Origin of the sequence: Arminella tubonensis (genome assembly GCF_003240585.1) — a bacterium.
GTDB classification, from domain to species: Bacteria; Pseudomonadota; Alphaproteobacteria; order Rhizobiales; family Rhizobiaceae; genus Rhizobium; species Rhizobium tubonense.
This window is the reverse complement of the sequence record NZ_PCDP01000035.1, coordinates 359529-373303: the sequence shown is the minus strand read 5'-3', so window position 1 is coordinate 373303 and position 13775 is coordinate 359529. Positions and strand designations below refer to the sequence as shown.

Below are 13775 nucleotides of genomic sequence, written 5' to 3'. Positions count from 1 at the left end.
AAAGAGCCCGTGTCCCTTACTCTTTGATGGTGAGCCAGCGGGTGCGATGGATGTCCTGCACGTTATCCTCGTAGCCGCTGATCTTAGGCGCAACGACTGTCTGGGAAACGTAATAGTAGATCGGGATCGCGGCGCTGTCGTCGAGCGCGATCTGTTCGGCCTGCTTGAACAATTCAGCACGCTTCTTCAGGTCGGTCTCGGCGTTGCCCTTGGCCAAGAGGGCGTCATAATCTTTATTGCTCCAGCGTCCGTAGTTCATGTCGACGCCGGTCGAGAGCAGGTTCAGGAAGTTGATCGGATCGTTGTAGTCGGCGAGCCAGCCGGCGCGGCCGATCTCGACCTGACCATGCTGCATCTCGTTATAATGCACCTTGGTTTCGGTGTTGTAGAGCTCGACCTCGACGCCAAGCGGCTTCCACATGGAGGCGATCGCGGCAGCGATGCGCTTGTGGTTGTCGTTTGTGTTGTAGCGAAGCTGGGCGTGCAGTGGATGGTCAGGGCCGAAGCCGGCCTCCTTCAGGAGCTTCTTCGCTTCCTCGACCTTCTTGGGATAAGGCAGATCCTTCCAGCTCACGTAAGCCGGTTCGCCATAATTGGCGGTGCCTGGCGGAACCCAGGAATAATCGGGCAATTCGCCGGTGCCGAGAACCTTGGGACCGATGACCTCGCGATTGACGGCCATGGACAACGCCTGGCGGACGCGCTTGTCATTGAAGGGCGGCTTGGTCGCGTTCATGACGTAATAATAGGTGCCGAGGAACGGTACGACATGCGCCTGACCCGGGAGGTTCTTCTGGAGCCAATCGAACTGGTCGGCCGGAAAAGAAGTGAGTAGGTCGAACTCGCCCGCGCGGTAACGCTTCAGCGCCGCCGACTGGTCTTCCAGGGTGTAGAAGGTGACACCGTCGATCTTGACGTCCTTGGCATCCCAGTACTGGTCGTTCTTGACCGTCGTGACGTGCGAGCCCGGTACCCATTCGGTTGGCTTATAGGGACCGTTTGTGACGATATTGCCGATCTTGACCCAGTCGTCGCCCTTGGCCTCCACGACATGCTTCGGCAGCGGATAGGCCGTGTAGTGCATCAGAGCGCTGAGGAAATAGGGGGTCGGATTTTCGAGCGTGATCTCAAGCGTCTTGTCGTCGATCGCCTTGACGCCGAGCTGGTTGAAATCCGTGATCTCGCCCTTGTTGATCTTCTCGGCATTCTTGATGGTGAACTGAAGATAGGCGTATTCGGCTGCCTTTTTCGGATCGACAAGGCGCTGGAAGGCGAAGACGAAGTCTCCTGCTGTCACCGGCTGACCGTCCGACCACTTGATGCCGTCGCGGAGCTTAAACGTGTAAACCTTGCCGTCGGGCGAGATCGTCCAGCTGGCAGCCTCGCCGGGGACCGGATTGTCCTTCGGATCCTCGGTCACGAGGCCTTCGAAGATGTCGCCTGCGATCCGGTTTTCGTAGTCGCTCGAAAGCTTCTGTGGATCAAGCGACATTGGGTCGCCGCCGTTCTGGATATTGAGCGTTGCAGCATGCGCCGAGAAGGCAATAAATGATCCGGCCAACGCGGATGCCAGGAATCGCTTCGTCAAAAATGTCATGATAGCCCCTTCCTTTCTGGAGTCTTTCGCCTTGTTTTCAAGGTCGTTCATTTTTCCCGCAGGTGACCTGTACGTGCAGGTCAATTAGTAGCCTATTGATTAACGCGGCTGTTTCAACCCCCAAAAGGGGTAGGTGGCAAAACGACAGATAGTTACCTACAAGCGCCGCCCATCTTTTCGGAATGGATACCGTGCGTCGAAACCACGCAAGCTTTCCTCGCTTTCGGTTTGTATTTTGCGGCCCGGCGGTTAGTGTGCGATCTCAAGAATTTTTCGAGCGAAGGCGGATTGTTTCATGGAATCAGAGGGCAGGGGCGCTGATTGGTGGCGCGGTGCGGTGATCTATCAGGTCTATCCCCGATCGTTTCAGGATACGGATGCCAACGGCCTAGGCGACATCAAGGGCATCACCCGTCGCCTGCCGCATATCGCCTCTCTCGGCGTCGACGCAATCTGGCTGGCGCCGTTTTTTACCTCGCCAATGGCCGATATGGGCTATGACGTTTCCGACTATTGCGACGTCGATCCGATCTTCGGGACGCTTGCCGATTTTGACGAGATGCTGAATGCAGCGCATGCGCTCGGGCTCAAGGTCATCATCGACCAGGTCATCTCCCACACCTCCGACAAGCATCCCTGGTTCATCGAAAGCCGTTCCAGCCGGACAAATCCCAAGGCTGACTGGTATGTCTGGGCCGAGCCGAAGCCGGATGGGACTGCGCCGAACAACTGGCTGTCGATCTTCGGCGGGCCGGGATGGGAGTGGGACGGGGTTCGCCGCCAGTATTACCAGCATAATTTCCTGATCTCGCAGCCGGACCTGAATTTCCACAATCCCGATGTTCAGAATGCCGTACTTTCGGCTATCAAGTTCTGGTTGGAACGTGGCGTCGATGGCTTCCGGCTCGATACCGTCAATTACTATTTCTGCGACAAGCTCCTGCGAGATAATCCGCCGGTCGAGCCGCGTGACGAGGCGAGCGGGCTCGATGCGCCTGATACCAATCCCTATGGCATGCAGAACCATCTCTACGACAAGACGCAGCCGGAAAACCTCGCATTCCTGAAGCGGCTGCGCGCGCTGCTCGATACCTACGAGAACAGGGCGACTGTCGGCGAAGTCGGCGACGGCGCTCGATCGCTGCAGACGCTCGCTGCCTATACCAGTGGCGGCGACAAGCTGCACATGTGCTACACCTTCGATCTGCTCGGGCCTGAGTTCACGCCGGCGCATTTCCGCCGCTGCGTTAGTTCGTTCCAGGAAAGCGTCACCGATGGCTGGGTCTGCTGGGCGTTCTCGAACCACGACGTTAACCGCCACGTCAGCCGCTTCGCCGAGACGGAAGAAGAACGCCCGCGCGTTGCCAAGCTGGCGATATCCCTGCTGTCGACGCTGCGCGGTTCGATCTGCCTTTACCAGGGCGAGGAGCTGGGCCTGCCGGAGGCTGATCTGGCCTTTGAAGACCTGCGCGATCCCTATGGCATTCGTTTCTGGCCGGCCTTCAAGGGTCGCGACGGATGCCGCACGCCGATGCCCTGGGAAGCGGGCAGGGTACATGCAGGCTTCACGACGGCCGAGAAATCCTGGCTGCCGGTGCCCTATCAGCATGCTGCGCTTGCCGTCGACAAGCAGGAGGCTGAGCCTGATTCCGTTCTGCTGCACTATCGCCAGACGCTTGCCTTCCGCAGACAGCACCCCGCGCTCTACGACGGCGACTTGACATTCGTCGACACCAAGGAAGATGTCCTCGCTTTCACCCGCGAGAAGCGCGGCGAAACGCTGCTCTTCGTCTTCAACCTGGGAAGGAAGCCGGTGGACGTGCATCTGCCGAAGGGATTGACGGTCAAGGAGGTCGTGCCGGTTCCTGGGTTCGTTCCTGCGACGGCGGTCACGAGCGTCAAGTTGGATGGGCTTGATGCGTTTTGCGGGCGGGTTTAGGCGAGCCTATCGCAGCAATTTGTCGTAGTCGGCATGGGAGCTGATCCAGAACCAGACGAAATCTTCGCCGTCTTGCACGGCGAGAGCACGCCAAGATATGCCGACTCGAACCGACCAGAAGCTACCGGCCTGTTTAAAATGAAGCGAAGGATGTTTCGGATTTAATTTCAATAGTTCAAAGTTTCGATCAGCTGACTTTTGAACCTGTGCTGGAAGCGTTCGATAAGCTTGCCAGAAGTCCGCAGTGGCGTGATGCCTCACAGGCGTTTGGTCTTCCCGTTGCGAAAATCAGCCAGGGCCTTTTCGCCGAACCGATCTAGCTTACCGCTCGTCGAATCGGCTTCTATTTGGCTGTCCCAACGCTTTGCCTGCAGCGATTCGAACCAAGCACTGAATGCCTCGAATTCCGCGCTGTCGAGTTCTGCGACCGTCTTCTCGATCTGCTCTAGTTTGGTCATGGCTAGTCCTCTGGGTCCAGCAGTGCCTCGATTGTCGCGTCAAGTCCGTTTCTCCAGATATAACATCGTGGCCCCGCTTATCAAAGCGTTGCGAAGTAGCGTGATGATCGTCGGCATCCATCACCCGATCAGCATGAACTTGTCCACATCCACCATGCCCTTGTCTGAAATCTTCAGGTGGGGGATGACGGGGAGGGGCAGGAAGGCGAGTTGGAGGAAGGGTTCCTGCAGCGTGGAGCCGAGGGCGAGCGCTGCCTGGCGGAGATGGTGGAGCGTGTCGCGGACGCTCTCGTAGGGCTCAAGGCTCATCAGGCCGGCGACAGGCAGGGAGATTTCGCCGGTCACCTTTCCGTCCTCGACGACGACGAAGCCGCCCTTGATCTCACTGAGCCTATTGGCGGCCTGCGCCATGTCGTCCTCGCTGACGCCGACGATGCAGATGTTGTGGCTGTCGTGGCCGACCGTCGAGGCGATGGCGCCTTTCTTCAGGCCGAAGCCCTGGACGAAGCCGTTGGCGTGGTTGCCGTTCTTGCCGTGGCGCTCGATGACGGCGACCTTGATGATGTCGCGGGCGAGATCGACCGTGGTCTGGTTGCCGATGGCCGGAAGGCGGAAGCGGCGGTGCTCGGTGATGATCTTGCCCGGAAGGACGCCGATGACGGAGGTCTCGCCTTCGGCCACGGGCACGCCGAAATCGGCCGCGTTGACCGTGCGTGCCTTGACGCTGTCGAGCCCAACGGGGGCGACCGGTTTGCGGGTGGCAAAGAGCGCGTCGGTGACAAGCCGGCCGGCGGCGAAAACCATTTCGGCCTTGCAGTTTTCCAGGCTGTCGATGACAACGAGGTCGGCACGCCAGCCCGGAGCCACTAGGCCGCGGTCGCGAAGACCGAAGGCGCGGGCAGCCGAGATCGATGCGGCCCGGTAGATTGCCAGCGGCTCGACGCCGTGGGCGATTGCAGTGCGGATCATATAGTCGAGGTGGCCTTGTTCGGCGATGTCGAGCGGATTGCGGTCGTCGGTGCAGAGCGCGATGAAGGGCGACAGGCGTTCGGTAATGATCGGCATCAGGGCGTGCAGGTCCTTCGAGACCGAGCCTTCGCGGACGAGGATGTGCATGCCCTTGCGGACCTTCTCCATCGCCTCGTCGGCAGTCGTTGCCTCGTGCTCGGTGCGGATGCCTGCAGCCAGATAGCCATTGAGGTCGTTGCCGCGCAGAAGCGGTGCGTGACCGTCGATATGGCCGCCCTGAAAGGCCTCAAGCTTGGCCATGCAGATCGGATCCTTGTGGATCACGCCGGGAAAATTCATGAACTCGGCGAGACCGATGACCTTCTCGTGGTGCCGGAAGGGCAGCAGCTTCTCGATCGGAAGATCGGCGCCAGAGGTTTCCAGATGCGTGGCTGGAACGCAGGAGGAGAGCTGCACGCGGATGTCCATGATCGTTTCGAGGGCACTATCCAGAAAGAACTGGATGCCCTCTGATCCGAGCACGTTGGCGATTTCGTGTGGGTCGCAAATGACCGTCGTCACGCCGTAGGGCAGCACGCAGCGGTCGAACTCGTGCGGCGTCACCAGGGAGGACTCAATGTGGAGATGGGTGTCGATGAAGCCTGGGACGACGATCTTGCCGGAGATGTCGATCTCTTGTCGCCCGACATAATCGCCGCAGGTGCCAACGATGCGGTCGGCTGAAATGGCGATATCGGAGGTGATCAGTTCGCCGGTCACCAGATCGAAGAACCGCCCGCCCTTGAGCACGATATCGGCAGGCTCGCGCCCGACGCCCTGGTCGATGAAGCGCTCGAGTTTTTCGGTCATGGGGTCTGTCCTTGCGGTCGCGGTGATTGCGGAGTTGCCCCTCACCCTAACCCTCTCCCCGTTTTACGGGGAGAGGGGACTGCTCTGTGGGTGCTGATGGTGCGTTTTTCTTTTCACGACCAAATTTAGCGGACTCCCTCTCCCCGCCTGCGGGGAGAGGGCTGGGGTGAGGGGCTCTTTTAGGTAAAGGGAACTATGACATCAGATATTGTTCTGCAAAATCTCGCGCAGCTTGCCGAACAGCTCGTCGATGTGGTGCTTCTCGATGATCAGGGGTGGGGACATGGCGATGATGTCGCCTGTCGTGCGGATGAGGATGCCCTTCTCATAGGCCTTCAGGAATGCGGTGAAGGCGCGTTTGGTGGGTTCTCCGGCGATCGGGTCGAGTTCAATGGCGCCTATGAGGCCGGTGTTGCGGATGTCGATGACATTAGGGCAGTCGCGCAGAGAATGCAGGCCATCGGCCCAATAATCGGCGAGCTCGGCGGCGCGGGTGAGAAGGCCCTCTTCCTTGTAGGTGTCGAGGGTCGCGAGCGCTGCGGCGCAGGCCATCGGGTTGCCCGAGTAAGTGTAGCCATGCATGAACTCGATCATGTGCTCGGGACCCTGCATGAAGGCATCATGGATTTCAGAGGTGACGAACACGGCGCCCATCGGGATGACGCCGTTGGTCAGGCCCTTGGCAGTGGTGATCATGTCGGGGACGACATCGTAATATTGCGCGGCGAACGGGGCTCCCAAACGGCCGAAACCGGTGATGACTTCATCGAAGATCAGCAGGATGCCGTGCTTGGTGCAGATTTCGCGAAGCTTCTGCAGGTAGCCCTTTGGCGGGATCAGGACGCCTGTCGATCCCGAGACGGGCTCGACGATAACAGCGGCGATGGTCGAGGCGTCGTGCAGCGTGACGATGCGCTCCAGTTCGCTGGCGATATCGCCGCCGTGCTCTGGCTCGCCCTTGGTGAAGGCGTTCTTGCCGGGAACGTGGGTGTGCGGCATGTGGTCGACGCCGGTCAGCAGGGTGCCGAACATCTTGCGGTTGGAAACAATGCCACCGACGGAGATGCCCCCGAAATTGACGCCGTGATAGCCGCGCTCGCGGCCGATCAGGCGGAAGCGTGAGCCGTTGCCCTTCACCCTGTGATAGGCGAGAGCGACCTTAAGCGCGGTTTCGACGGATTCGGAGCCGGAGTTGGTATAGAGAACGTGGTTCATACCTTCGGGCGCGATGTCGACCAGGCGGTTCGCCAATTCGAATGCCTTGGGGTGGCCGAGCTGGAAGGCCGGTGCGTAATCGAGTTCGCCTGCCTGCTGGCGGATCGCTTCCGTAATCTTAGGGCGGCAATGGCCCGCATTGACACACCAGAGGCCTGCCGTACCGTCCAGCACCTGCCGACCGTCGTGGGTGGTATAGTGCATGTCCTTGGCGCCGACGAACAGGCGCGGTTCCTTTTTGAACTGCCGGTTCGAGGTGAACGGCATCCAGAACGCCCTCAAATCATTGGGCGTGGCATTCAAACGGTCGGACATGATGTTCTCCATGGCCATGCGGGGGCCAGTTCCCGGTCGCGGCTTGGCGCCTGATTATTTACTGCCCGGTCAAATTATCAGTCGAACGAGGGGCGTCAAGACAAGGACGCAAATTATGCGGGAGCGATACGGGTAGAGGCTCCGGACTACGTGCTCGAGGCAGATGTGACAGTTCGGCACAAAGGCTGGTCTCACGGAGAAAGGTCGGCAAGCCCGAAAGCTTGCCGACCCCTCAACGCAATTAATTCGTAATGAAAATATAGGTCGATGCACACTTAAAGGATGCATCTTAAATTGTAGGACAACATCAAAACCTGATGCCGGAAATCAATATATCAGGCGGCAGACTTGTTCTGTTCCTGATCGCAATAGATACCTTCTAAAGTTGATAGAACTTTCATTACATGCTCAGATGTACTTGAGTAGTAAATCGTTTGAGCGTCCCTGCGCGTCTTCACGAGCTTCTGTGCGCGAAGCTTCGAAAGGTGCTGCGAAAGGGCGGATTGGCTGAGCCCGACATGGTTGGCGAGGACGCCTACGGGCACTTCTCCGCGGACGAGGCTGCAGAGGATCATCAGGCGCTTTGGGTTGGCCATTGCGGAAAGCAGGGCTGCGGCAACGGTGGAATGGTCGGACAAATTTTGTGTTTTCATAATTTCAATCTTCCCAATGCAATTGCGACATCAAGGGTGAGGGAGGCATCTCGGTCGCGAAATCTAGCTGCTCAGTTGCTGAACTAAACTGATGATGAAAAATACCAACTTAACCAGAAGATTGTATATACCTAAATTTAAGGTATCGAGTATGTTACTTTAGATATGTAAGATTGTAAGTTCTCATAGGAATCAATTGGGCTGGAAAAGTCATATCTAAGCCTATTTTCACCAACAATTACGGTAAAACCTGCTGCATCGACGGTTGATATGCGCCAACTCCGGCTTGCACGTGTCTTCAACTTATCGGTGAATTTGGCGACTGCGCCGGGACGCCTCAATACTAATTCTCGCACTATGGCTTCGGCATCTCGTGCAATCGTTTCACTAAAGACCGAACGAATCTCGAGGTCCTCGCCGGGCAACAGATAGGCCTTGCCGAAGCCGCCGTTGAGGCTCGCCGATAGAGGCAGAAGGCGATAAAAGCCGAAGTCCGGGAAGTCAATATAAAGCTTCGCCTTCGGGTGCTCGCCGAGGAAGCGGGTGCGTATCCGGTCGTGCAACGTCGTGGCGCGGTCTACTCTCTCGGCGCGGCATCGTATCGCTAGTCGCGCGTGAGCGAGGGGATCGCCTTTGCCGGGTTCTCCAACCAGCAACGATGCTCGCGGGTCCTCTGACAATGCCTTCGTGTGGGCGGAAAGCGCCGACACCAGAATGACCGGAACACCATCTATATCGGTGCCGAGCAGAACGCGGCTTGCGGCCGGAAAACCGTTGTCCGGATCAATAACGGCGAGTGCTGCGTAACCCGCGGAACGCAACAGCATGCGGGCAAGCTTGCGTGCTTCCTCGTCGGTTTCGCGCAACACCGAGGGTTTGTCGCTCATGCGGTCTCCCGGTCGTGCGGTCTCGAACCAGAGGCGAGGTGACAGGCCTGCCCTCAGGCCTGTTCTTTCCGCCGGTGGCTGGTCAGGCCCGTCACGATATCCTGGGCGCAGATCGTGCCGATGATCGCGCCGTTGTCGACGACACCGATGCTGCCCGGCTGGCGGGCGAGGGCGTCGAGAATGTCGATCAGAGGGGTCGTGGCACGCGCGGTGGCGGTGACTGTGCTGCCGGAGGCAGCATGGCCCAAACCCGGCTGCATGACATCTCGTGCCGTCAGCATGCTGATCGGGTTCATATGCTGCACGAAATCGGCGACATACTGGTCGGCTGGGTTCTTGACGATCTCCTGCGGCGTGCCGCACTGGATGATGCGGCCGCCTTCCATGATGGCGATGCGATTACCGATCCGGAAGGCTTCGTCCAGGTCGTGGCTGACGAACAGGATGGTGCGCTTCAGGCGGCGCTGGAATTCCAGCAGTTCGTCCTGCAGTCGGGTTCGGATCAGTGGATCGAGTGCTGAAAACGGCTCGTCCATCAAGAGGATCGGCGCGCCTGTGGCAAAGGCGCGGGCGAGGCCGACGCGCTGCTGCATGCCGCCGGAGAGTTCGTTGACCTTGCGGTTCGCCCATTGGGTCAGGTTGACGAGCTCGAGCTGTTCACCCACGCGCTTCTTGCGCTCGGCCTCGGGCACGCGGGCGAGTTCGAGACCGAAGCCGATATTGTCGGCGACGGTACGCCACGGTAGCAGCGCGAATTGCTGGAATACCATGGAGACGGTATGCATGCGCAGATCGCGCAGAGCTTTGGCGTTGCACTTGTAGGGGTTGAGAGCGCCGTTCACGGTCTGCACGGAGACCTCGCCGCGCACGACCGGGGCAAGCCCGTTGACGGCACGCAGCAACGTCGACTTGCCGGAGCCGGAGAGGCCCATCAGCACGAGGATTTCGCCTTCCTCGATATCGAGCGAGGCGTTGGCGACACCGAGTACCAGGCCGGTCGCGGTGCCGATCTCGTCGCGGGTCTTGCCCTGATCGACCATCATCAGCGCGTTTTCCGGACGATCGCCGAAAATGATGTTGACGTCCTTGAAGGTGACTGCAGTGCTCATACGCCGTCTCCTGCCGAGGTGCGGAACATTCGATCGAGGATAATCGCCAGAATGACGATGCAAAGACCTGACTCGAAGCCCTTGGCGACATTGACAGTGTTCAGCGCCCGGACAACGGGAACGCCGAGACCTGCAGCACCGACCAGCGCGGAGATCACCACCATGGACAGCGACAGCATGATCGTCTGGGTCAGCCCGGCCATGATCTGCGGGGTCGCGAACGGAAGCTCGACCTTGCGCAGGACCTGCATCGGCGTGGCGCCGAAGGACTCGGCGGCCTCGACGAGCGACGGTGGCGTCGAGATGATGCCGAGACGGGTCAGGCGAATGGGGGCGGGGATGGCGAAGATCACCGTGGCGATCAGGCCGGGCACCATGCCAAGGCCGAAAAGGATAAGTGCTGGAATCAGATAGACGAATGTCGGAATGGTCTGCATGAGGTCGAGAATCGGCCGCATGAAGGAATAGACCCAGGCGCGGCGGGCAGCGGCGATGCCGAGTGGCACGCCGACGATCATGCTGACGAAGGTGGACGCGAGCACCAGCGCCAGCGTCTCGGTCGTTTCCTTCCAGTAGCCCTGGTTCATGATCAGCAGCAGGCCCAGACAGGTGAGGACGGCGACGAGGAGGGAGCGCCTCAGCCAGTAGGCGATGGCAGTGATGGCCAGGATGACGATAAACGGGTTCGGCTCCTGCAGGACGTACAGAAGTCCCGCAATCACGTGCGACAGCACGAAGGCCAGCCAGTCGAAGAACCAGCCGCCGCTTGTAGTCAGCCAATCAACGAATTGTTTCGCCCATGCGCCGATGGGAATGCGATAATCGGTTATCCAGGTCACATTGCTCGCCCGCGATTAGAAGGAACCGGTCACAGCACCGCGCCTTTAGGGAAGGCAACGGATGCCGTAGCACTTTGAACTGATACACGAATTTTGTCACCAGACCGTCTTTGATCTGATGATTGGTGCACCAATTCGTCACAACGAGGAAGGGGCGGTCGTCCCGCCCCTCCGTTATGATCAGAGGCCAAGCTTTGCCTTGACCGCGGCGGCGGCGTCGCCGCCATCCTTCGTGGTAACGCCGACGAGCCAGGGCTGTACGACGGTCGGGTTAGCCTTCAGCCATGCGGTGGCAGCGGCTTCCGGCTCGGCGCCATCGTTCTGGATCTTGCCCATGATCTCATTCTCCATCTTCAGAGAGAAGACGAGGTTCTTGAGCAGGGCGCCGACATTCGGGCATTCCTGCGTGAAGCCGGCACGGACGTTGGTATAGACGGTTGCGCCGCCATAGTTCGGGCCGAAGGTGTCGTCGCCGCCGGAGAGATAGGTCAGCTTGAAATTCGTGTTCATGGGATGAGGTTCCCATCCGAGGAAGACGATCGGCTTGCCTTCCTTGTTGGCGCGGGCGACCTGCGCAAGCATGCCCTGTTCCGAGGATTCGACGACGTCGAAGCCCTTGAGGCTGAACTGGTCCTTGTCGACCATGCCGATGATCAGGCGATTGCCGTCGTTGCCAGGCTCGATGCCGTAGATCTTTCCGTCAAGATCTTCCTTGTGGGCGGCGATGTCCTTGAAGTCCTTGATTCCGAGGCCGGCACCCTTTTCGTTGGTGGCAAGCGTGTACTTGGCACCCTCGAGATTGGCGCGAACGGTTTCAACCGACTTGTCGTCGGCGAAGGGCTTGATGTCGGCTGCCATCGACGGCATCCAGTTTCCGAGGAAAACGTCGATGTCCTTGTTCTTCATCGACGTGTAGGTCACGGGTACGGACAGGACCTTTGAGTCCGGCTCGTAGCCAAGGCTCTTCAGGATGACCGACGCAGTTGCCGTCGTAGCGGTGATGTCGGTCCAGCCGACGTCGGAGAAGTGAACGGTGTTACAGCTGGCGGGCTCAGCAGCAGAAACCGAAGTAGTCGAGATACCCAGCGCCAGCGCGGTAAGAGCTGTCGTCAGGGTCAGTGTCATTGCACTCATTTTTTTCATTGTGTGACTCCCAGTCTAACGTTCCCAAGCAATCACCAATACTCGACATTTACAAGCGACCTCAGTGCATTTGCGGCGGTTTGGAGGGGCCGATTGCGACGTCGACCCGTTATAACGGAAATTTGATTAGGGTTCGGCCGCGTCATTAGGTCATCGCCAAAGCCTAGTGGGGCTGCTTTATGGTCGGTGCAATTGCGGTCGGGTTGACGGCAATTGTTCGGTCGGAAGGGCGAGACGATGAAATGGCACTGTTTGACAGCCGCGGTGGCGTTGCTTGCGCTCTCCGCGGCGGCGGCCTTTGCCGACGGCGATGCGGTCGCGGGGGCGCAGGTCTTCAAGAAATGCGGCGCCTGCCATACTGCCACCGAGCCGGTCAACAAGGTGGGTCCGTCGCTGATGGGGGTCGTCGGGCGCCCGGTCGCTTCGGTTGCCAGCTACAGCTACTCGCCTGCCATGAAGGCGTTTTCTCAAGGTGGGAAAGTCTGGGACGAGGCGCTGCTGCGGAAATATCTCCCCAGCCCGCAATTTATCGTCAAGGGAACGCGGATGACGTTTCCGGGGTTGAAGAGCGACAAGGATCTCGACAACGTCATCGCCTATCTGAAAAATCCGGGCGCTGCCCAATAAGAACCAGCTTCGCTGGGCCTATGGACATTTTCTTTGTGAGTTTAAGCGGTTAGTCTCTACAGTGTCGGCAATCGGAGGAACCTGGCATGGCGAAGTCCAAACCGTTGGAGAGCGATGCCGGCAAGGCGCGCGCGACGCTGGGTGACGTGCTCGAAGGGCTCGCCGCCACCGACGCAATACTTGCGGACCACTCCAGGGGCGCCGCACGACGCGGTGCGATCAATTTTCCCGCCGAGGAGGCGCTTGTCGGCGAAACGGTCCGGCTGATGGAGCGGTGGAAGTTGCAGACTGCCACGTTGCTGAGGACGCTGGATGCCGCAACGCTTGCGACTGGGCAGGAGTTCGGTCGTCTGTTCGACGAGACCATCGGGCAGCCATCTCGAGGCTACTTCAAGCGCCGGATGCACTTGAACAATCCCAGCCCGTCGGCAATAGCCGGCGAACTGGAAGATCAACTCGCGGCCGCGGCAATTCTGGATGAAATGCTTAGGACATTGCGCCCCGCTCTCCTCAAGCACTATCGCGAATGCGAGGATCATCTTCTGCGCATCATCGAGCAGCGACAGCGGGTCGATTTCGACATCGAGGATCTGCAGCGTCGGTCGGACGTGCTGCTGCTCCAGATCGCGGATCGACGCAGCGGGATTGCCTCGGGAGGCGATCGTGTCGCGCTCGCGGCGCTCGAAGAGGAACGCAAGGTATTTGTCACCGAGCGTGAAGCTCTCCATGCAAAGGAGCTCGAATTCAAGCCGGAGCGCGAGACCTTGCAGCGGCTCATCTCGATCTACGAGGATTTCGTCGACGCTCTGAACGGGCATATTGCTTCCGTCAACGCGATGACGGGCAAGCTTGCCGTCGACAATGAGCAGCGCATCACGCTTCTGAAGGCCGCGCAGGCCCAACTTGACGGTCCACCTGGTGAGGCACCGGCGCCAGTCGCGGCGCTGATCGCCGCCTTCGATGCTAATGTGCTGGCGGGACATGATCTTTTTGATCGCAAGGCAATTGCCGACCAGGCCTTTGCGCGCCGGCTGGACGCAAGGCCGGAGACGGTTCAACAGCCTGAGGACGCGGAAAACGAGACTGCGCCAGGGGCTTGAACGCGGTTGCCGCCCAAAATATCACGAATGCAGGTTGCCCTTATGGTGGGGAGCCCATATTTGCACAGGCAGCTA

Annotated in this window: 13 protein-coding genes; 3 read left to right on the top strand and 10 right to left on the bottom strand. The window is 59.3% G+C overall.

The features are described from left to right. Positions 1-16 precede the first annotated feature (16 nt). The gene (locus tag CPY51_RS13450; RefSeq protein ID WP_111160992.1) at positions 17-1597 is read right to left on the bottom strand and encodes a peptide ABC transporter substrate-binding protein; all 1581 of its coding nucleotides are present in this window, start codon (positions 1595-1597) and stop codon (positions 17-19) included. Positions 1598-1892: 295 nt separating this feature from the next. On the opposite strand from CPY51_RS13450, the gene bglA reads away from it, so the two are divergent. After that, complete coding sequence (bglA, locus tag CPY51_RS13445; protein WP_111160709.1) at positions 1893-3536, top strand: beta-galactosidase BglA; 1644 nt, start codon at positions 1893-1895, stop codon at positions 3534-3536. Positions 3537-3542: 6 nt separating this feature from the next. On the opposite strand, the gene CPY51_RS34080 is transcribed toward bglA, so the two are convergent. The 9 genes from CPY51_RS34080 to CPY51_RS13400 all read right to left on the bottom strand — a co-directional run bounded on the left by CPY51_RS34080 (position 3543) and on the right by CPY51_RS13400 (position 11955). Then, positions 3543-3797: a ParE family toxin-like protein gene (locus CPY51_RS34080; RefSeq protein WP_111160708.1), complete on the bottom strand. Its 255-nt coding sequence runs from the start codon at positions 3795-3797 to the stop codon at positions 3543-3545. Beyond that, on the bottom strand, positions 3794-3994 hold the full coding sequence (locus CPY51_RS13435; protein WP_111160707.1) for a hypothetical protein: 201 nt from the start codon (positions 3992-3994) through the stop codon (positions 3794-3796). Before CPY51_RS13435 ends, CPY51_RS34080 begins: the two co-directional genes overlap by 4 nt. A 120-nt stretch (positions 3995-4114) precedes the next feature. After that, entirely contained in the window at positions 4115-5812 is a 1698-nt protein-coding gene (gene ade, locus CPY51_RS13430) for an adenine deaminase (protein ID WP_111160706.1), read from the bottom strand. A 201-nt stretch (positions 5813-6013) separates the two neighbouring features. Continuing rightward, positions 6014-7342, bottom strand: coding sequence for an omega-aminotransferase AptA (gene aptA / locus CPY51_RS13425; RefSeq protein WP_111160991.1), 1329 nt, complete (start codon positions 7340-7342; stop codon positions 6014-6016). Between the two features lie 335 nt (positions 7343-7677). Then, a complete protein-coding gene (locus CPY51_RS13420; protein WP_111160705.1) occupies positions 7678-7995 on the bottom strand; it encodes an ArsR/SmtB family transcription factor in 318 nt (105 codons plus the stop codon). A gap of 137 nt (positions 7996-8132) precedes the next feature. Then, positions 8133-8882, bottom strand: a complete 750-nt coding sequence (locus CPY51_RS13415) for a HugZ family pyridoxamine 5'-phosphate oxidase (RefSeq protein ID WP_111160704.1) — start codon at positions 8880-8882, stop codon at positions 8133-8135. Between the two features lie 53 nt (positions 8883-8935). Continuing rightward, positions 8936-9991, bottom strand: a complete 1056-nt coding sequence (gene choV, locus CPY51_RS13410; RefSeq protein ID WP_111160703.1) for a choline ABC transporter ATP-binding protein — start codon at positions 9989-9991, stop codon at positions 8936-8938. Then, complete coding sequence (choW, locus tag CPY51_RS13405) at positions 9988-10830, bottom strand: choline ABC transporter permease subunit (RefSeq protein WP_111160702.1); 843 nt, start codon at positions 10828-10830, stop codon at positions 9988-9990. Before choW ends, choV begins: the two co-directional genes overlap by 4 nt. Before the next feature lie 180 nt (positions 10831-11010). After that, entirely contained in the window at positions 11011-11955 is a 945-nt protein-coding gene (locus tag CPY51_RS13400; protein WP_111160990.1) for a choline ABC transporter substrate-binding protein, read from the bottom strand. Between the two features lie 255 nt (positions 11956-12210). On the opposite strand from CPY51_RS13400, the gene CPY51_RS13395 reads away from it, so the two are divergent. Both CPY51_RS13395 and CPY51_RS13390 read left to right on the top strand, forming a co-directional pair. After that, positions 12211-12600, top strand: a complete 390-nt coding sequence (locus CPY51_RS13395) for a c-type cytochrome (protein WP_111160701.1) — start codon at positions 12211-12213, stop codon at positions 12598-12600. An 86-nt stretch (positions 12601-12686) separates the two neighbouring features. Next, on the top strand, positions 12687-13700 hold the full coding sequence (locus CPY51_RS13390) for a hypothetical protein (protein WP_111160700.1): 1014 nt from the start codon (positions 12687-12689) through the stop codon (positions 13698-13700). The last annotated feature ends 75 nt before the right edge of the window (positions 13701-13775 follow it).

Excerpts from the sequence above, each read along its gene's own strand:
- CPY51_RS13420 (WP_111160705.1), bottom strand. The coding sequence starts at position 7,995 with ATGAAAACACAAAATTTGTCCGACCATTCCACCGTTGCCGCAGCCCTG.
- ade (WP_111160706.1), bottom strand. The coding sequence starts at position 5,812 with ATGACCGAAAAACTCGAGCGCTTCATCGACCAGGGCGTCGGGCGCGAG.
- CPY51_RS13400 (WP_111160990.1), bottom strand. The coding sequence starts at position 11,955 with ATGACACTGACCCTGACGACAGCTCTTACCGCGCTGGCGCTGGGTATC.
- CPY51_RS13415 (WP_111160704.1), bottom strand. The coding sequence starts at position 8,882 with ATGAGCGACAAACCCTCGGTGTTGCGCGAAACCGACGAGGAAGCACGC.
- CPY51_RS13395 (WP_111160701.1), top strand. The coding sequence starts at position 12,211 with ATGAAATGGCACTGTTTGACAGCCGCGGTGGCGTTGCTTGCGCTCTCC.
- CPY51_RS13450 (WP_111160992.1), bottom strand. The coding sequence starts at position 1,597 with ATGACATTTTTGACGAAGCGATTCCTGGCATCCGCGTTGGCCGGATCA.
- choV (WP_111160703.1), bottom strand. The coding sequence starts at position 9,991 with ATGAGCACTGCAGTCACCTTCAAGGACGTCAACATCATTTTCGGCGAT.
- aptA (WP_111160991.1), bottom strand. The coding sequence starts at position 7,342 with ATGTCCGACCGTTTGAATGCCACGCCCAATGATTTGAGGGCGTTCTGG.
- CPY51_RS13435 (WP_111160707.1), bottom strand. The coding sequence starts at position 3,994 with ATGACCAAACTAGAGCAGATCGAGAAGACGGTCGCAGAACTCGACAGC.
- CPY51_RS13390 (WP_111160700.1), top strand. The coding sequence starts at position 12,687 with ATGGCGAAGTCCAAACCGTTGGAGAGCGATGCCGGCAAGGCGCGCGCG.
- bglA (WP_111160709.1), top strand. The coding sequence starts at position 1,893 with ATGGAATCAGAGGGCAGGGGCGCTGATTGGTGGCGCGGTGCGGTGATC.